General features: G+C 39.8%; 20 protein-coding genes. 17 read left to right on the forward strand and 3 right to left on the reverse strand.

The window, feature by feature from the left end; all coding sequences use genetic code 11:
- Window positions 1-105: 105 nt before the first annotated feature.
- The 16 genes from WKT08_RS05395 to WKT08_RS05470 all read left to right on the forward strand — a co-directional run bounded on the left by WKT08_RS05395 (window position 106) and on the right by WKT08_RS05470 (window position 14,219).
- Window positions 106-1,125, forward strand: a complete 1,020-nt coding sequence (locus WKT08_RS05395; protein WP_129299338.1) for a DNA/RNA non-specific endonuclease — start codon at window positions 106-108, stop codon at window positions 1,123-1,125.
- Window positions 1,126-1,244: 119 nt separating this feature from the next.
- Window positions 1,245-1,421, forward strand: coding sequence for a hypothetical protein (locus tag WKT08_RS05400; protein WP_003017298.1), 177 nt, complete (start codon window positions 1,245-1,247; stop codon window positions 1,419-1,421).
- Window positions 1,421-2,032, forward strand: a complete 612-nt coding sequence (locus WKT08_RS05405; RefSeq protein WP_049474729.1) for a Fic/DOC family protein — start codon at window positions 1,421-1,423, stop codon at window positions 2,030-2,032. Before WKT08_RS05400 ends, WKT08_RS05405 begins: the two co-directional genes overlap by 1 nt.
- Before the next feature lie 254 nt (window positions 2,033-2,286).
- Window positions 2,287-4,035: a glycoside hydrolase family 13 protein gene (locus WKT08_RS05410; protein WP_340280593.1), complete on the forward strand. Its 1,749-nt coding sequence runs from the start codon at window positions 2,287-2,289 to the stop codon at window positions 4,033-4,035.
- Between the two features lie 84 nt (window positions 4,036-4,119).
- Window positions 4,120-4,659, forward strand: a complete 540-nt coding sequence (locus tag WKT08_RS05415) for an RDD family protein (protein ID WP_340280595.1) — start codon at window positions 4,120-4,122, stop codon at window positions 4,657-4,659.
- Window positions 4,660-5,050: 391 nt separating this feature from the next.
- Complete coding sequence (locus tag WKT08_RS05420) at window positions 5,051-5,638, forward strand: Ltp family lipoprotein (protein WP_340280597.1); 588 nt, start codon at window positions 5,051-5,053, stop codon at window positions 5,636-5,638.
- Window positions 5,626-5,961 carry a hypothetical protein gene (locus tag WKT08_RS05425; RefSeq protein ID WP_003006842.1) on the forward strand — a complete coding sequence of 112 codons (336 nt, stop codon included), beginning with the start codon at window positions 5,626-5,628 and terminating at the stop codon, window positions 5,959-5,961. The genes WKT08_RS05420 and WKT08_RS05425 overlap by 13 nt, the downstream gene beginning before the upstream one ends.
- A 159-nt stretch (window positions 5,962-6,120) precedes the next feature.
- Window positions 6,121-6,432 carry a hypothetical protein gene (locus WKT08_RS05430; RefSeq protein ID WP_277839351.1) on the forward strand — a complete coding sequence of 104 codons (312 nt, stop codon included), beginning with the start codon at window positions 6,121-6,123 and terminating at the stop codon, window positions 6,430-6,432.
- Between the two features lie 199 nt (window positions 6,433-6,631).
- Entirely contained in the window at window positions 6,632-7,408 is a 777-nt protein-coding gene (locus tag WKT08_RS05435; RefSeq protein WP_340280604.1) for an Ltp family lipoprotein, read from the forward strand.
- 201 nt (window positions 7,409-7,609) lie between these two features.
- Window positions 7,610-8,497: a DUF4300 family protein gene (locus WKT08_RS05440; protein WP_272143608.1), complete on the forward strand. Its 888-nt coding sequence runs from the start codon at window positions 7,610-7,612 to the stop codon at window positions 8,495-8,497.
- 3 nt (window positions 8,498-8,500) lie between these two features.
- Window positions 8,501-8,917 (forward strand): hypothetical protein, encoded by a 417-nt coding sequence (locus WKT08_RS05445; RefSeq protein ID WP_272143606.1) that lies wholly within the window; start codon window positions 8,501-8,503, stop codon window positions 8,915-8,917.
- Window positions 8,918-8,939: 22 nt separating this feature from the next.
- Window positions 8,940-9,695 carry a CPBP family intramembrane glutamic endopeptidase gene (locus tag WKT08_RS05450; protein ID WP_272143604.1) on the forward strand — a complete coding sequence of 252 codons (756 nt, stop codon included), beginning with the start codon at window positions 8,940-8,942 and terminating at the stop codon, window positions 9,693-9,695.
- On the forward strand, window positions 9,692-10,447 hold the full coding sequence (locus tag WKT08_RS05455; RefSeq protein ID WP_272143602.1) for a CPBP family intramembrane glutamic endopeptidase: 756 nt from the start codon (window positions 9,692-9,694) through the stop codon (window positions 10,445-10,447). The genes WKT08_RS05450 and WKT08_RS05455 overlap by 4 nt, the downstream gene beginning before the upstream one ends.
- A 157-nt stretch (window positions 10,448-10,604) precedes the next feature.
- Window positions 10,605-11,276 (forward strand): hypothetical protein, encoded by a 672-nt coding sequence (locus WKT08_RS05460; RefSeq protein ID WP_070665947.1) that lies wholly within the window; start codon window positions 10,605-10,607, stop codon window positions 11,274-11,276.
- Window positions 11,277-11,462: 186 nt separating this feature from the next.
- Window positions 11,463-12,971, forward strand: a complete 1,509-nt coding sequence (gene glpK, locus WKT08_RS05465; RefSeq protein ID WP_340280615.1) for a glycerol kinase GlpK — start codon at window positions 11,463-11,465, stop codon at window positions 12,969-12,971.
- Window positions 12,972-13,454: 483 nt separating this feature from the next.
- Window positions 13,455-14,219 carry a (S)-acetoin forming diacetyl reductase gene (locus WKT08_RS05470; protein ID WP_021153076.1) on the forward strand — a complete coding sequence of 255 codons (765 nt, stop codon included), beginning with the start codon at window positions 13,455-13,457 and terminating at the stop codon, window positions 14,217-14,219.
- Between the two features lie 114 nt (window positions 14,220-14,333).
- On the opposite strand, the gene WKT08_RS05475 is transcribed toward WKT08_RS05470, so the two are convergent.
- The 3 genes from WKT08_RS05475 to WKT08_RS05485 form a co-directional block, all read right to left on the reverse strand.
- Window positions 14,334-14,576 carry a type B 50S ribosomal protein L31 gene (locus WKT08_RS05475; protein WP_003016441.1) on the reverse strand — a complete coding sequence of 81 codons (243 nt, stop codon included), beginning with the start codon at window positions 14,574-14,576 and terminating at the stop codon, window positions 14,334-14,336.
- A 161-nt stretch (window positions 14,577-14,737) separates the two neighbouring features.
- Window positions 14,738-15,322: a DUF5336 domain-containing protein gene (locus tag WKT08_RS05480; RefSeq protein WP_049491167.1), complete on the reverse strand. Its 585-nt coding sequence runs from the start codon at window positions 15,320-15,322 to the stop codon at window positions 14,738-14,740.
- Between the two features lie 94 nt (window positions 15,323-15,416).
- Window positions 15,417-16,361 carry a DHH family phosphoesterase gene (locus tag WKT08_RS05485; protein ID WP_049491165.1) on the reverse strand — a complete coding sequence of 315 codons (945 nt, stop codon included), beginning with the start codon at window positions 16,359-16,361 and terminating at the stop codon, window positions 15,417-15,419.
- Between the two features lie 76 nt (window positions 16,362-16,437).
- On the opposite strand from WKT08_RS05485, the gene WKT08_RS05490 reads away from it, so the two are divergent.
- The gene (locus WKT08_RS05490; protein ID WP_256263232.1) at window positions 16,438-17,175 is read left to right on the forward strand and encodes a hypothetical protein; all 738 of its coding nucleotides are present in this window, start codon (window positions 16,438-16,440) and stop codon (window positions 17,173-17,175) included.
- Window positions 17,176-17,225 lie beyond the last annotated feature (50 nt).

Below are 17,225 nucleotides of genomic sequence, written 5' to 3' on the forward strand. Positions count from 1 at the left end.
CGTTATATTTGGTAAAACTAAAAATCGAAATCTAAACAGATCTTCTATGTTTGTAACCGCTTTTTTCTGCTATAATAATACTAGATAGTAATACGGGAGTTTATTATGGTTACAAAACGATTTTTGAAAAATGTCATCGTTGGGATAGTCGCGGTTTTCATGACCTTAACTTTTGTTCATGGGGTTCAAGCTCAGCAAACGGGACTCGATTACCAAAGTCTCAACCTGCTAGCTTTTACTGGTAACAAGCAGCTCGTTTTAGGTGAGTTTGATCATTTAGGTCGTGCGACTTCAGCTCATATACAGTTACAGGACAAGGATGAACCAAAGCAGAAAAGAGAGCCACGGCTGACCTACAATCCAGTCGGCTGGCATAATTATAAGCTGTCCTATGGAAACAAAGGGAAGAAGGCCTGGTTGTTCCATAGAGGGCATCTGGTCGGCTATCAATTTAGTGGTCTGACCAATGAAGGGAAAAATTTAGTTCCCTTAACTGCATGGACCAATAGTGGAAATTATAGAGGAACCGCTGATCGTAATGATGAGGGGATGCTCTACTATGAAAAGCGCTTGGATAGTTGGTTAGCCACTCACCCTCATTACTGGTTAGACTACAAGGTGACCCCGGTTTATGCGGGTGATGAATTAATTCCGAGACAAGTAATCTTGCAGTATGTTGGGATTGATCAAGAAGGAAATCTACTCCGTATAAACTTAGGAAGTCCGAAAGAATCTGTAGATGCTTATGGGATTACCACCGTTACCTTGGACAACTACTCTAAGAATGCAGCCATTGACTATCTGAAGGGAACCGCCAAACCATCCTTAGTGCCAACGGAACCAAGTAGTCAAGCACAACCATCCAGTCCTTCTATAGAGACCCAACCAAGTCAAGCTCCTCAACCGAGTCAATCAGTAGAAGCCGCCCAACCAGTTCAACCTGTGGAGCCTACAGAACCTAGTCCTCAATTGGCTCCAGTAGTATATGTGGCAAGAAATGGGAGTGCGGATGTTTATTGGTATTCTTTAGACAATATGCCTCGCAATACTAATTTTTCTAAGGTTGTTCAGATGTCAGAAGAGCAAGCGCTGAATCTTGGAAAGAGGCATACGAGTAAAGAATGAGTATCAGTTATTTTGATACTGAGAAAGCCCAATTTCTGGGCTTTTTGTGTAGGGTAAGTACTAAATAGGAGAACTAAAATGATTGAAAATATGCTATAATAATAGGACGGAGGTAGAATATGACCTTAGATGTAGATAAAGAAAAAATGATGATTATGGGTGTGATTTTTGATAACAAAAAGGTTTTTAAGAGCGTCTGGTTTGCTCTGAGCACCAATATGATTGAAGGATGGCATCCCACGGTAGAAGATGTGGAGCGACTGAGAGAAGAGGCAGTTGCACTAGGAGTTGGATAATGGTTAGAAAAATATATGATGGGTATGATTATATAGACCCTGATAATTTATACACCTATCCCCATTCACCTGTTCTCATAAATAAATTTAATGAGAAAAATGATAATAAAGCACGAGAATTAGAATATCGTTTAGTAGCAAGCCAAAGTTTAAAACTGTTTATTAATCCAATTGAAGTAAATACTGTTTCAGATATTTTAAAGATTCATAAGTTTCTTTTTGAAGGAATGTATACTTGGGCAGGTCAATACCGTCAAGTAAATATCTCTAAAAGTGGAAATGCTTTTATGCCAGTTCAGTCTTTTGATATGGCAGAAAAATTTTTAAATACTTTGCTTTCAAACTATCTACTTAACGCAAATAATAAAATTGAGATTTGTAAAAGTTTAGCTGAGATATTAGATAATCTAAATTATTTTCATCCATTTCGAGAAGGAAACGGTCGTACTCAACGAGAAGTTATCCGTTCTTTAGCTTTGATGAAAGGCTATGAATGTGAAATTTCAATTGGTTTAGATGATGATATCTATCACTTATATATGGATGGAACAGTTTATGGAGATACTAGTAAGCTCGAACAACTGTTCAATAAACTCTTAACAGAATTATAGGCCTGTAGTATATTTTTGTAGGAAACAGTATAAAGTGATGCTTATAAGGTAAAGTCACTGCTTTAATAAAGGTCTTTAAGCCCAATTGCTGGGCTTTTTGTGTTGAATGACAATCTTAAAAAGTGAGTAGTCTAAAATAATCTCTCAGAATCTTGCAAACGTTTTTATAAAGTAGTATACTAGAATGAGTTTTGTGTAATCGTTTGCATAAATTGGTAAATGATGAAAAGAAAGGAAAGTAGGAGACGAGACAGATGGAATTAACAGCGATTTACCACCGGCCTGAATCGGAGTACGCCTATCTTTATAAGGACGGCCAGCTTCACATTCGCATCCGGACCAAGAAAGAGGATATCAAACGGATTGTCTTGCACTATGGGGATCCCTTTATTTTTATAGAGGATCTATATGAGGCAACCAAGGAAATGGACAAGGTGACGACCGACGATCTCTTTGATTATTGGCAAGTGTCGGTATCTGTTGGCCATGCCCGGATCCAGTACCTCTTTGAATTAGAGGACACAGTGGGAGAGAAGACCTTGTACGGGGACCGAGGTGTAGCAGCCTACACCAAGGAGAACCTGGACTTCGTCATGAACGGTTTTAAGCTTCCCTTTATCCATGAGATTGATGGGTGTGCTGTTCCGGATTGGGTGGCGCAGACGGTTTGGTATCAGATTTTTCCTGAGCGCTTTGCCAATGGGAATCCAGCCATTTCACCAGAAGGCGTTCGCCCTTGGGATGCCTCTATTGCCCCTCAAATCTTGGATTTCTTTGGTGGAGATTTACAAGGGATTATTGATCACCTAGATTACTTGCAGGAGTTAGGGATCACAGGGCTCTACCTTTGCCCGATTTTTGAATCGCCGAGCAACCATAAGTACGATACTATTGATTATTTTGAAATTGATCGACATTTTGGTGATAAGGACACCTTCCGCCAGCTAGTGAAAGAGGCTCATGCGCGTGGGATGAAGATCATGCTGGATGCCGTCTTCAACCATATTGGTTATGATTCACCCCAATGGCAGGATGTGGTCAAACACGGGGAGGATTCGATTTACAAGGACTGGTTCCATATCAAAGAGTTCCCTGTCTCCTCAGAAAATCTGTGGAATAGTCGCGACTTGTCTTACCATGCTTTTGCCTTTGCAGGCTATATGCCTAAGCTCAATACGGCTAATCCTGAGGTGAAGGCCCATCTCTTGAAGGTTGCGACATACTGGATTGAAGAGTTTGATATTGATGCTTGGCGACTGGATGTGGCCAATGAAATTGATCATCAATTCTGGCGTGATTTCCGTAAGGCGGTCTTGGCCAAGAAGCCAGACCTCTATATCCTCGGGGAAATCTGGCATTCGTCCCAACCATGGCTCAATGGTGATGAGTTTCATGCGGTGATGAACTATCCTCTCTCTGAAAGTATCAAGGATTATTTCCTGAGAGGGCATAAGGAGACGCAACGTTTCATTTGGGAGATCAATAGCCAGTCTATGTACTACAGGCAGCAGATCTCTGAGGTTATGTTCAACCTCTTAGACTCCCATGATACAGAGCGCATTCTAACGACGGCCAAAGGCGATCTTCAGTCTGTCAAGTCTGCCCTCGCCTTCCTCTATCTGCAACGGGGAACGCCATGTATCTATTATGGAACAGAGCTAGCCCTCATCGGCGGCCCAGACCCAGATTGCCGCCGTGTCATGCCTTGGGAGCGCGTGTCAGCGGACAATGACATGCTGAACTTTATGAAGGACTTGATCCAACTCCGAAAAGAAGTGGTGGGCATGATTCAGTATGGTAAAGTGAGTCTGAAAGAAGTAGAGCCAGATGTAGTGGCAGTAGAATGGCAGCATGAAGGTCACATTCTCAAAGCCTACTTTAACCACTCTAAGAAAGAATTTGTATTAGAAAGAAGACAAGCAGATCTGATCAGCCATGGGACCATTTCCGATGATCGATTGATCATCCAACCAAATGGATTTGTTATTTATAGAGAAGATTAGTAAGAAAGAAGCCTGGAATCGAGAGATTGCGGGCTTCTTTTTATAAATAGTATCTTTATTCGCACCCTTATATTATAATAGGAGATGAGAAGGGGGGAGACGGTGATGAAGATGTTAGCAATCAATCCTATTTCGTTAAAAAAAAGAATGACAGAATTTCTGTTTGATTATCTTTTCATTTTAGCTTACCTAGTTCTTCTGTTTTTAGGTTCGATGCTTATTTACATCATCTTTTTTAATGGTGTCCCAGAGTTTACAGAAATTCAGTCGCAGTGGCTTGTATTTTTAACCTCTATTTTGCCAATCACGCTTCTTTTCACATTCTTGGATTATAAAAATGATGGCAGTTTTGGGAAGGTAAAAGCGGGACTTGAACTGGTCTACCAGAAAAAAACAGTGCAGGCAAGCTTAATCAGAAACACCATTAAATTTTTACCTTGGCAAATCGGTCATATGGGCACGATTCATGGTTTCTATAGTGAGTTTGATGGGTTATCCATTAGCCTCTCTATTTCGGCGACTCTCCTCGCAGTTTTGCTACTGGCAATGACAATGTTTAGAAATGATAAGAGGCATCTAGGAGACCTGCTAGCCCATACGCAAGTGCAACTAAAAGGTGACTAGGATGAAATGTTAGGCTGTCGATAAGAAAAAATGGAAACATAGCTAGGAAATAGGGCTATAAATGAGACTCTAGAATTCACAAATCTTTGTATGGTAAGAGACGGCGATAGAGTTCTTGTTATGGATCGTGAGAAAGAGTCTAGGCAAGGAATGACATTGCCTGGTGGTCCTGTCACAAATGTTGAGTCTTTTATGGAACCAACTCATTTTTTAACATCATTAAGAATGAGTTGCTATATTTAAACAAGGATTAATAAAACCGTTATTGAAGGATTCTATAGGAATTGTTTTGAGTGACTGGAGAAGTTAATTCTCCTAGTGTTGAGTGACAATATTGTTTTATTAAGCACAAAATAACAAATTAGACTAAAAACAAGTAAAGGTATACATTATGAAAAAATTTTTTATATTTATTTTTGCGATGTTTGGATTGATGTTAGGAATGTTAGCTATGATGTATAATGAATATATTCGAGCTTATGAAGCGGCTCATCATAGATCAAGCTTTCCAGAACCGAAAGAAAATTTACTAGTACCAGTAAGTACAAGGGCATATGCAAAAGCTAAATCTTGGTCAGAGAAATCTCCTTTATCGAAGCAACAAATTAAAATTTATCTTACTAAGTATGGCATGTATTCAGAGTATATTTCCCAGTCCGCTGTCAATAAGCTTAATATAGACTGGAAAGAGCAGGCTGTTTTAAGAGCAAAATCATATCAAAAGTTTCATTATTCAAAAGAAAAGTTAGTTGGGCAACTTGTAAATGTTGATCTATTTACTCCAGAAGAGGCTGATTATGCTATAGAAAAAGTTCATTTCGATTGGAAAGAGGAAGCTGTGAAAGAAGCGGAATCTTCTGCAAACGGTGGCAAGATTTCGAAAGAACGGTTATTAGAAATACTTGTTGAAAATAGAAAATTTACTCAAGAGGAAGCGGAGTACGCAATAGAACATGCTCAAGTAGATTGGTTAAATTAAACAATAATTTTACTATTGATTTGAAGAACTTAAAAGAGGCTGATGAATCTAAAATAGCTACGATAGAAAGTAATGAAAAGTGGCATAATGAAAATAAGGACACAATTTCTATTTATGATCGCTATTTGAACAGTGATGATTACAAAACAAGTCCAATGAAAAATATTCAAGATCAACTGAAAACATTTTTGATGGACCATCACTACTATGAGGTCGCTATTCCGCTGATTAGACAATTTAGTAAGAGTTACGATCATTATTATAAAAAACTAACTGAGGCAAGTGACTATTACTTAAAGCAAAAGGGTGATGCTCCACAGTAAATCGGAAATTAATATCCTTCATAAGATTTTACGATTAAGAGATAGAGTGAGGGATGACTTGCCCTTGCTCTATTTTTCGGTTCCTTTAGTTGTAGTTTTCACTACATAAGTGTATAATGTGCTCTTAGATAAACAAAATAGGAGAATGAGGAGTTTACTATGGAATTAAAAGATTTTACAGAAAAAGAACAAGAACAAATCAAGCAAGGATTGAGCACGGCTGAGATTTCTGATAAGGAGGCAGCAAAGAAATTACTCGCTCTTGTACCTCAAGAATGGATCAAACGCATTCCTTTCTTTGTCAGAGGGCATGCGACGACTAAGACAGTTGAGCGTGTAGCCAAGCAATACCCTGAACTCTATGCGGTGGCGAAACGTCAAGGGGACCTTCCTCAAAAAGAAGGAGAAGAGCTCCGAAAGATTATGACAGCCATCTTTGAAGAAAAGATGAACAAACATAAGATTAAATAATCTTTTATAATACTTTTGTTATTTTTTATCTCACAAATGAACGAGTGATTGCAGTTGAAATGCAGTCACTTTTTAATTTGCTAGCATAGAGACTTTTACACTAGTAAATAAAAATGAACAATATTTCATGATATAATACTAATGAAAGCAGTTCCAGAGGGATGAAAATTTCATTGGAGAAAAACAAGTAAAGGTAGTCATGATGAAAAAGTTTTTGATATTTATTTTTACAATTTTTGGATTATTTGCAGGAATGCTAGCTCTTATAGTAATTGATTATGAAATAAATTATAATAAATGGATAAATTCACGTTCAGGATCACAGTTGACTAATCCTGTACAAAAATACTCTTCTTCAAGTGATGGAAATAAGGATGATTTTGAATCATCAAAACAAGAATACGCTACTTCAAGTTCTAGTACGCAGAATTATGATTATAAAAAATACTCTTCTTCAAGTGATGGAAATGAGGACGATTTAGAATTATTATTTAATTTGCTTGTGAAAAAACTTTTTCATCCAACTTTAGTAGAAGAAGAATTTAAAAGGGCATATGCAACAGCTAAGCAACTGTCAAAGGATTCTCCTATTTCGAAGCAGGCTATCAAAAATAAAATAAAGATTTATAATTATTCAGAAGGAGCTAACCAGTACGCTATATATAAGCTTAATATGGACTGGAAAGAGCAGGCTGTTTTAGCAGCAAAATCACTTCAAAGGTATCGTTATTCAAAAGAAAAATTAGTTTGGCAACTTATAAATGTTGAACTATTTACTCCAGAAGAGGCTGACTATGCTGTAGAACATGTTAATTTCGATTGGAAGGAGGACGCTGTGAAAGAAGCGGAATCTTATGCAAACGGTCGCAAGATTACGAAAGAAAAGATATTAGAAATACTTGTTGAAAAAAGAAAATTTACTCAAGAAGAAGCTGAGTACGCAATAGAGCATGCAAAAATAGATTGGGTGAATTAAACAATAATTTAAATTTTGATTTTTGTAACATATTGAAGAGCTGGACAGTTTGCCAGCTCTTTTTTGCTGCTCATAAACTTTTCTCATTTCGTAAAAAATAGTTGGAGCTAACCTAGTTTTAAACTATAATAGAGGAGAAGGATTATCAATATGAAAAATTTATGGTACAAACATTTTAATCAATAGAGAAGGAACCAGTTTATGAAACCATCTAAAAAAATCATGCTCCTTACTAGCTGTGCCTTGGCGCTCTTTGCTTTAGCGGCTTGTGGTAGCAACCAAAAGCAATCCAAGGAAAAGCAGGCAAGTTCCACTGTGCAGAAATCTAGTTCAGATAAGGAGCGCTACAAGGGAAGCTATAGCAACCTCAACAGCAAGGCGAGTGTCGAAGAAGTGCGGGCTCTCTTGTCTGCTTATTTGGATCGGGAAAGTGTAGACAAGTTTCTGGGTCTAGTAACGGACTACGATAGCATTGTCGGCTCGGTCGGCTTAACGGGTGACTTCAGCACCTTCAAGAAAACAGACTACAATGTTGAGAAGATCAGTGACTTGTGGACCAAGAAAAAGGGCGATTTCGTCGGGACCAACTGCCGGATCAATAGTTATACTCTTCTGAAGAATCGCATCGAGATTCCTAAGATGAAAGCGGATAGTGAACTTTTATTTGTGGACAATGATGCGATTGACAAAGGGAAGATCTTCGGTGAGGCAGACAAGGAAGCCTTTAACATTCTGTATTCACGGGTTCCGACAGAGGCGACAACGGATGTCAAGGTCCATGCCAAGAAGATGGAAGAGTATTTTTCTCACTTCAAGTTCAATGAAAATGCGCGCATGCTTTCTGTTATCGTTCATGATAACCTGGATGGAAATACCCTTTTTGTCGGCCATGTCGGCGTTTTAGTTCCTGCAAAGGACGGCTATCTCTTTGTCGAAAAGCTGACCTTTGAAGAACCCTATCAAGCCATCAAGTTTACGACCAAGGAAGATGTCTACAAATACTTGGAGACCAAGTACCAAGACTACACAGGCGAAGGTCTGGCTAAGCCCTTTATCATGGATAATGAAAAATGGGTTGAGATGAAGTAGAGGATGAAAGACAGCGTGTTAGAATTTAGAAAGATAATGGAGTATGCTCCGATTCTATATGTGCTCATTTTCTTGCTCGTTTTCACTGTTCTCCTTTTCCTGAGAAGAAGGGCAATTGTGAGACGTAGTGGAGGTCCCTTCTTTGCTCCTTTCCATATTAGCTATGGAATCTTCTATATCCATGTCGCTCTGTGTTTCAGTCGTCGCAGGATCCCGCTGAAAGAGATCAAGCAAATCACCTATGCAATTTTTCGTGGACGATCTGGTGGCGGGGCTCGCTATGCTTTCTATATCGAGCTTAGAAACGGAAAGACTATTCCCTTCTTTTTTGGAAAAAGTAAGCGGAATGAAGCTCTGGTTGAGAAGCTCAAACGAAATGCTGGCAGGTATGGGTTTAAGGTAGATAGCACTGGAAATTAATTGAAAGAAAAAGGAATCACGAATGAATAGAAAGCAAGCCCTATCTATGTATTTGTTAGGGACCTTTGGTCAAGTATTAGGAGTCTGCCTTCTGGTTTGGTTTTTAAGAGCAGGAGGAGTCAAAGTTGATTTTACATCATCATTTGGGATCATCGCTATTATTGTAGGTGGCTTGTCATCAGCTTTGTGGGGCAGTCTTGCAAGCATTATTTACCATCAATCTAGTTTCAAACAAATTCTAAAAGATTTTTTTCAAGTCAAAGACAGTTTGGCAAATTATTGCTTAGTGCTCTTTTTCTTGTTGCTTGACTTTTTCCCATTTATCTTAGGTGGTAAGATCACCACTCAATCGTTGGTCTTGCCAGTAGTACTTTTTTTCAAGGCTCTTCTTTTCGGTGGGATTGAAGAAATTGGCTGGCGTTATTTCTTTCAGCCAACTTTGCAGGAAAAAATACCTTATCTTTCAGCTACTTTGATCACCTTTTCAGCCTGGTCTAGTTGGCATCTACTATACTTTTATATTGATGGTTCTTTAGGTGTCATTCAATTGTTTCCGTTTCTAGTAGGTCTGCTAACTAACTGCTTTATCTTATCGGCCTTGTATCATAAAACGGAAAATTTATGGATCTGTGTCATGACTCATGCCTGTATCAATGCCTTGTCTCAGATGATAGTGAATGAAGAGGTATGGCTATCTATCGTTAGTAAAATTCTTATTATTAGTTTAGCAATCATGATTGCAAGAAAGAAGTATGTAACTGTAAAGGAGGAAAAATGAACAAATTTATTTCAAAACAATCAGTTGCTATCTGGTATGCATTGACTGCCCTCCTTGCTACATTTCTAGTAGGGCAAGTGATCCTTTGGTTTTTCCCAGATGGAAGTAGTATGGGGACCTCACTACTGTTTATCCTAATGAACTTGATTCCTATGATTGTGGCTGCTGTCTTTTCTCTGGTGTTGAGTGAAGTCAACTCCTTGGGTGAATTTTTCAAAAAGGTCTTTCTTCAAAAAGAAAGTTCCCTATCTTGGATCCTAGCTTTCTTCATCCCCGTCATCTATTATGGGATTTCCATCCTGCTTATGAACGTTCGCTTTACTGGGAACTCCCTCTTGGCCTTCTTCCTTTATTTCCCCTGGACCTTATTATATGGAGGCCTAGAAGAAGTCGGTTGGCGTTGGTTTTTACAAGATCATCTTTCCTTTAGTAAGCACTTTATACCTAAAATGATGGTTCTTTCCATTGTCTGGTTCCTCTGGCATATTCCTATCTATCAACTCCCTTGGATTACAGCTGGCTCGTCCAACTATCTCATCTTTTACCTGATGATTTTAGGGAATACCTTCCTATTTGGAGCGCTCAAGGAGTACTCGAAAGGAGCTGTCCCTTGTATCATCGCTCATATGCTAATTGATAGTCTGGCTGTCCTTATGCTGGTTCAAAGTTCTCTTCCTCAGATTATCCTTCTAGTTATTTTCGAAATCCTAGTAGCCTCTTGGCTAGTGGCTGCACGAAAATCAGAGAAATAGAGTTGTACCTCTTCGGTGGGAGTCTGTCATCTTTACCCTTTAGGACTTAAATGTAGAGTCCATAAAATGCTATAATCAGTTTAACGAAGAACCTAGCGATAGGATCAAAGTATCAACACAGTGTTATTCTTATCTATAATGAGAGAGGGGGAAAACCATGCAAAAAACCTTTCAGTTGTTGCGAAGAGGAGATCTAGAGGGAGTTCGTCAGATATTGGATAAAAAGCCTGAAGAAGTCAATGCTGTTTCGGGTGACAAACCTAAAAGAGATCAGGGACAGTCGCTCCTTCAAGTCGCTATCAAATCGGGACATTTAGATATTGCAGACTTACTCATTGATAGAGGGGCAGATCTTAACTTTATCGAAGAGCCGACAGAGCTGAATCCGTTTTGTCAACCAGTCCTCCAAACAGCGGGTGGTAGAGCTGTATTTGACTGCAGGCGCATGATCAAACGTTGGAATGGCCAATATGAGATGTATTCGTCTAAGGAAAAAGCTGACAAGTCTTTCAAGGTTTTTGAGAAAATGTTGGAACTTGGGGCCGATATCTCTCAGAAGGACAGCCATGGTGGGACTTTGTTGCAAACTATTTTAATTGAAACCAAGGAAGTGCTGCCATCTTATTATTGGAAAACAAAAGAAACAAGCGATAATGTCCTCATAACGGATGAATTACGTCATGATTTAAATCGTATTTATGATCTATTAATTCGTTACGGTGTGACTGCGGACGAAATAGCGGTCTATCAGAACATTCCTCTTAAAGAACTTTACCAAGACAGCCCTACCATGGAGTTCTTAAATCGGTTAGATCAGAGCAGATCTTGATAAGCATTTGAACTACTAGTTAAAAGAGCCTCAGGGCTCTTTTAACTTTGTCTGATAGAGCTAGAAGCAGTAGAAAATTTTAGACCGGATTTTCTTTAAAAAATGGATACAAATCCATGATGAAATAGAGTATACTAGTTTATGAAAGAACAAGATTTTTAAGTATCGAATTCAGGAGGGCAGTTTATGTCTCAAGAAACTTACATCATGGCGATTGACCAGGGAACCACTAGTTCGCGAGCTATCATTTTTAATAAAAAAGGCGAGCAAGTCAGCTCTAGTCAAAAGGAATTCACTCAGATTTTTCCGCAGGCTGGCTGGGTGGAGCACAATGCCAATGAGATTTGGAACACGGTTCAGTCGGTGATTGCTGAGGTTTTTATTGAAAGTGGCATCAAGCCCAATCAAATAGAGGCAATCGGCATTACCAATCAGCGAGAAACGACAGTTGTTTGGGATAAGAACACGGGGCTTCCTATTTACAATGCCATTGTCTGGCAATCACGGCAAACTGCTCCAATGGCTGAGGAACTTAAAAACCAAGGCTATGTAGAAACCTTCCATCAAAAGACAGGTCTAGTTATCGATGCCTACTTTTCAGCGACTAAAGTTCGTTGGATTTTGGACCATGTAGAAGGTGCGCAAGAAAGAGCTGAAAAAGGCGACTTACTCTTTGGTACCATTGATACTTGGCTGGTCTGGAAGCTGACGGATGGAGCTGCTCACGTGACAGACTATTCCAATGCTGCCCGTACCATGCTCTACAATATCAAGGAACTGAAATGGGACGATGAAATCTTAGAAATCCTCAACATTCCTAAAGCCATGCTTCCTGAAGTGCGTTCAAACTCTGAAATTTATGGCAAGACAGCACCTTTCCATTTCTACGGTGGACAAGTGCCGATTGCAGGGATGGCAGGAGACCAGCAAGCGGCCCTCTTTGGCCAATTGGCTTTTGAACCTGGTATGGTCAAGAATACTTATGGAACTGGATCTTTCATCATTATGAATACGGGTGAAGAGATGCAGTTATCAGAAAATAACCTGCTGACGACTATCGGATATGGGATCAATGGCAAGGTCTACTATGCCCTTGAAGGATCTATCTTTATCGCTGGGAGTGCCATTCAGTGGCTTCGCGACGGTCTGCGTATGATAGACAATTCACCTGAATCTGAAGCCTATGCTCTGAAGTCCCAGAACCAAGATGAAATCTATGTGGTCCCTGCCTTTACTGGTCTTGGAGCCCCATACTGGAATCAAGAGGCGCGTGGTTCTGTCTTTGGACTTACCCGGGGAACGAGCAAGGAAGACTTTATCAAAGCAACCCTTCAATCTATTGCCTATCAAGTACGCGATATCATCGACACCATGCAGGTAGATGCCAAAACCCCTATCCCTGTCCTAAAAGTAGACGGAGGGGCAGCGAAAAATGATTTCTTAATGCAGTTTCAGGCAGATATTCTTGGGATTGCGATTGCTCGTGCCAAAAACTTGGAGACGACGGCTTTAGGAGCAGCCTTCCTAGCAGGTCTGACAGTAGGCTATTGGAAGGATTTAGATGAATTAAAATCTCTTCATGGAGCAGCTCAAATCTTTGAACCCAAGATGGATGAAGCTCGCAAAGAGAAATTGTACAAGGGGTGGAAGAAAGCAGTCAAAGCCACTCAAGTATTTGCAGAGTCTGATGACTAAAGGGACTCATCAAATGAATAGTTTATGAGAGAGAGTGGGACAGAAATCCTAGCCTCTCAATTGTCTTTGGATTGTCGAGCAAGACGCAGTGGTTGAGTGGGCTCTACTACGCTGATTTCATCAGCTTTTACAGCCCTACTCAACTGTGCGGAGGTGGGACGACGAAATCGAATTCTAACGAATGACCGATTTCTGTCCCACTCTCTTTTTATGTAGCTTTTACAGAATAGAATAGTGATCCGTAGTGGATAAAAGCCATATTCTATTTCACGCTTTTGTTCATTTATCACTAAATAAAAATATCATATCAATAAACTTTTTTTAAAAATAACAGGCCAGAGTTTGACACTTTTTTCACAAAGGAGTATACTGTTAGCATAGTTTTGGAAGGAACTGATGATAGATTCACCCAAAACTAGTTGTCAACCCTTGCTGTTCTTCTATGAACGTTTGCTGGTATCGTTGATACCAAGGAGGAATCATATGTCTAAAGTAGCTATTGTCACAGGTGCTGGTCAAGGAATCGGTTTTGCAATCGCAAAACGTTTGGTGCAAGATGGCTTCAAGGTCGGAGTATTGGACTACAATGCTGAAACAGCTGAAAAAGCAGTTGCTGAGTTATCAGCAGATAATGCTTTTGCAGTCGTAGCTGATGTGTCTAAACAAGAAGAAGTGGCTGCAGCTTTCCAAAAGGTTGTTGACCATTTTGGAGATTTGAATGTTGTCGTAAACAATGCAGGTGTTGCGCCAACTACACCACTTGATACAATTACTGAAGAACAATTTACACGTACGTTTGCTATTAACGTTGGTGGTGTGATTTGGGGTGCACAAGCAGCTCAAGCTCAGTTCAAAGCACTCGGTCATGGTGGAAAGATCATCAATGCGACTTCACAAGCAGGGGTTGTAGGAAATCCAAACTTGACTATTTATGGTGGGACTAAGTTTGCTGTTCGTGGGATTACGCAAACCTTGGCGCGTGACTTGGCGGATTCAGGCATCACCGTCAATGCTTATGCACCAGGTATCGTGAAAACTCCAATGATGTTTGACATTGCTCATGAAGTTGGGAAGAACGCGGGCAAAGACGACGAATGGGGTATGCAAACATTCGCTAAAGATATCACATTGAAACGTCTTTCAGAACCAGAAGATGTAGCAGCAGCGGTCAGCTTCCTTGCTGGACCAGATTCAAACTACATCACAGGACAAACCATTATCGTAGATGGTGGAATGCAGTTCCATTAAGATGAAAAAAGAGGTTGGGATCAACATCCTAACCTCTTATTTTGTGCGTTCACAATAAAAGAAACAGATATCAAAAAAACCACTCCCGAAAGGGAAGTGGTTCTGTGTTGGTTCTTATTTGAGACCGTATTTTTTGTTGAAACGATCCACACGTCCATCTGCTTGAGTGAACTTTTGACGTCCAGTGTAGAATGGGTGTGAGTCTGATGAAATTTCAACACGGATCAATGGGTAAGTTTCACCTTCAAATTCAACTGTTTCGCTAGAGTACTTAGTTGAACCGCTGAGGAACTTGTAACCAGTAGTAGTGTCCATGAAGACAACAGGGCGATATTCTGGATGGATATCTTTTTTCATTTTGCAATATTTCCTTTCTGCCATGGTCTCTTTCCGAGCCATAGATTGTTACTAAGCTAGTTTACCAAATTTCCAGGATCTTGACAAGTATTTTCACTAATTTTATTTAAATTAATGATCAAAAAAATCACCCTGGCTAAGCCAAGGTGAATCAAATCTTATTATTGTTCAGATTGATTTGGATCTTTTGGTGCTTCAACTGGTTGATCAGCTTGTCCTTCAGTGTGTTCGTGTGTTTCTTTTTTGATTTCATTTACAGCAGTTTTTACAGTAGAAGTTGTCACGCGTCCAACAGATTGGGCAAATCCTTTACCAGATTCAGCAAGTTCTTCGAATGTTCCTTTAGTGATTTTACCACCTGACATCGCCAAGAGACCAGTTACAACAATAGCGATTGATGCGATTAAAGCAAGGATCAAACCAAAGCCAATTGAAACGCCATAACCATTGAAGTCAACAGCATATTTGTTTACACCAAATAGATCGATCAATGTTACGATAGTTGAGAGAGCTCCTGCTACGATAACACCAATTGCAAAACTTTTTGGTAGTGAAGATTTCACATCGTTCAAGCAAGCAAGGACAATCGCAACGACTGCGAAGATAATAACGAACCATCCATCTCCGCGAAGGCCATTCCAGCTGTATGAACCAAAGGCACCAGCATTAAGGCTTGCCCATGGCAAGAAAGAGCTAAGAATCGCTACCGCAGCAGAGATAATGATAAACAAACGATTTTTTTCCATAATAAGTCTCCTTAAAATTTATTAGCTTTATTTTACCATAAGAAAGATCAAATGAAAACCCCGTGACCAAGATAAAAAGGCTGAGGATCCGTTCTCAGCCTTCGTTTTTGCGAGCCACTTCTTGTAGCTCTTTGTAGATTTCGTCGTTTTCCTCAAGAGAGTAGGAGTTGGCTCCACTCGCAAGTGGATGGCCACCACCATTATGACGTTTGGCAATTTCGTTGATCACTTTTCGTTTGCTACGCATCCGGACACGGAAGTGACCGTCGGCCTGCTCGACAAAGATAGCCCAAACAGACACGGTATCAATGCGCCCAGGTGCCCCAACAATTGCAGCAGTCTCTGAATCACGTAGATCGAATTTCTTTAAGAGTTCTTGTGTCAAGGTCACACGCGCAGCGCCATGTTCATCGATCTCAAGATGGTCATAGACATAGCCTTGAAGCTTAGCTGTCTTAAGGTTGATCGTATCCATCTGCCGAGCAAGTGCTGTAAAATCAAAGGGAATGCTTCGAAGAGTTGCAGCGATCTCAAAGGTCCGAGTCGAAGTAGCAGGATAAAGGAAGCGACCTGTATCGCCGACAATCCCAGCATAGAGAAGACGCGCAGCACTAACTGGAAGTTCAAGATCCAATTCCTTAGCAAAAAGTGCAATTAACTCACTGGTAGAGCTAGACTCAGTATCGACCCAGAGCAGATCGCCATAAGCATCGTCATTTGGGTGGTGGTCGATCTTGATCAGGAAATCACCATTCGTATAGCGCTTGTCATCGATGCGGGGAGTATTGGCCGTGTCACAGACAATCACCAAAGCTCCATCATAATCCTCATCGCTGACAGTATCCATCTCAGCAAGCCAAGTCAAGGTCGGCTCGTCATAGCCAGTTGCCAAGACCCGCTTTTGAGGGAAGTGCGCACGCAGGAGATCCCGCAAGCCCACCTGGCTACCAATCGCATCCGGATCCGGATTCTGATGACGGTGGATAATAATCGTGTCATAAGCTTGAATTTTTTCAAGAATTTCATTCATTACGTTCATACATTACCTCATTTTCTCTGTCAATTTTAACATAAGAAAGGCCCATCCAGCAAGCATTTATCACTAATTAGGAGCTATGGAAGCGGTTTTACATTGGTTAGATATTTTGTTAGAATGGATGAATATGATGAAAGAAATGAAACAATCAACTAAAAGAAAACGATGGTTAGAATTTCCAAAAACAATTGTGGTAGTGTTGATCGTAATGCTTATTGCAGTATTCCTAAGTAGTTGTAGTAACAATCAACCGGCATTGAATGTTTTAAAGAAAAAGCAATTTGTTATGATCAAAATGGGAGATTCTACCGAAGACCATTTTGAGGTTGGGTTGGACCTTGAGAAAAAGGAATATTACTATAATGATGAGACCGCAGTGAAAGATGATACAGTTTATGGTGGTTATAAAACGGACTGGGATCGTAATCAGTATTACAAATCTGCAGTAAATAACGAATTATCATCGGTTCTATTATGTAAGAAAATTACTACTGATGAAATTAAGAAATCCAGCTATCAAATTACTAGTTCACCGAAAAGATTTGTGGATGATAAATTAATGAAAGAGGAATATCCTCCGGAATTTGAAACGATTTATTTGAAGAAAAATCGTCAATTTTCTAAGGTTCGAATTTCCTACAACAAAGAGTTTCTGCCTACTAAAATTGAGTGGTATTATAAAGATAAGGAAGGGCTAAAATGGTATACTTGGCGCACCTATTCGTATCCCTTCAAAAATAAGTCTGATTTTGATAAAAAGCTGGATGAAGAAATTAAAACTATTAAAGCAATTCAAGAAGAAAACGAGGGCGATTAGGTTGAATCGGTCCAAATTCTTGAAACGTGTCCCTTCTTTCAGCTTATCGG

The sequence above is a fragment of the Streptococcus sp. HCA-5024 genome, from assembly GCF_037890265.1.
GTDB lineage: Bacteria > Bacillota > Bacilli > Lactobacillales > Streptococcaceae > Streptococcus > Streptococcus lingualis.

Coding starts and splice junctions, on each gene's coding strand:
- WKT08_RS05435 (WP_340280604.1), top strand. CDS start 6,632: ATGATGAAAAAGTTTTTGATATTTATTTTTACAATTTTTGGATTATTT.
- WKT08_RS05450 (WP_272143604.1), top strand. CDS start 8,940: ATGAATAGAAAGCAAGCCCTATCTATGTATTTGTTAGGGACCTTTGGT.
- WKT08_RS05395 (WP_129299338.1), top strand. CDS start 106: ATGGTTACAAAACGATTTTTGAAAAATGTCATCGTTGGGATAGTCGCG.
- WKT08_RS05415 (WP_340280595.1), top strand. CDS start 4,120: ATGAGAAGGGGGGAGACGGTGATGAAGATGTTAGCAATCAATCCTATT.
- WKT08_RS05430 (WP_277839351.1), top strand. CDS start 6,121: ATGGAATTAAAAGATTTTACAGAAAAAGAACAAGAACAAATCAAGCAA.
- WKT08_RS05480 (WP_049491167.1), bottom strand. CDS start 15,322: ATGGAAAAAAATCGTTTGTTTATCATTATCTCTGCTGCGGTAGCGATT.
- glpK (WP_340280615.1), top strand. CDS start 11,463: ATGTCTCAAGAAACTTACATCATGGCGATTGACCAGGGAACCACTAGT.
- WKT08_RS05455 (WP_272143602.1), top strand. CDS start 9,692: ATGAACAAATTTATTTCAAAACAATCAGTTGCTATCTGGTATGCATTG.
- WKT08_RS05410 (WP_340280593.1), top strand. CDS start 2,287: ATGGAATTAACAGCGATTTACCACCGGCCTGAATCGGAGTACGCCTAT.
- WKT08_RS05420 (WP_340280597.1), top strand. CDS start 5,051: ATGAAAAAATTTTTTATATTTATTTTTGCGATGTTTGGATTGATGTTA.
- WKT08_RS05445 (WP_272143606.1), top strand. CDS start 8,501: ATGAAAGACAGCGTGTTAGAATTTAGAAAGATAATGGAGTATGCTCCG.
- WKT08_RS05470 (WP_021153076.1), top strand. CDS start 13,455: ATGTCTAAAGTAGCTATTGTCACAGGTGCTGGTCAAGGAATCGGTTTT.
- WKT08_RS05475 (WP_003016441.1), bottom strand. CDS start 14,576: ATGAAAAAAGATATCCATCCAGAATATCGCCCTGTTGTCTTCATGGAC.
- WKT08_RS05400 (WP_003017298.1), top strand. CDS start 1,245: ATGACCTTAGATGTAGATAAAGAAAAAATGATGATTATGGGTGTGATT.
- WKT08_RS05440 (WP_272143608.1), top strand. CDS start 7,610: ATGAAACCATCTAAAAAAATCATGCTCCTTACTAGCTGTGCCTTGGCG.
- WKT08_RS05405 (WP_049474729.1), top strand. CDS start 1,421: ATGGTTAGAAAAATATATGATGGGTATGATTATATAGACCCTGATAAT.
- WKT08_RS05490 (WP_256263232.1), top strand. CDS start 16,438: ATGGAAGCGGTTTTACATTGGTTAGATATTTTGTTAGAATGGATGAAT.
- WKT08_RS05460 (WP_070665947.1), top strand. CDS start 10,605: ATGCAAAAAACCTTTCAGTTGTTGCGAAGAGGAGATCTAGAGGGAGTT.
- WKT08_RS05485 (WP_049491165.1), bottom strand. CDS start 16,361: ATGAACGTAATGAATGAAATTCTTGAAAAAATTCAAGCTTATGACACG.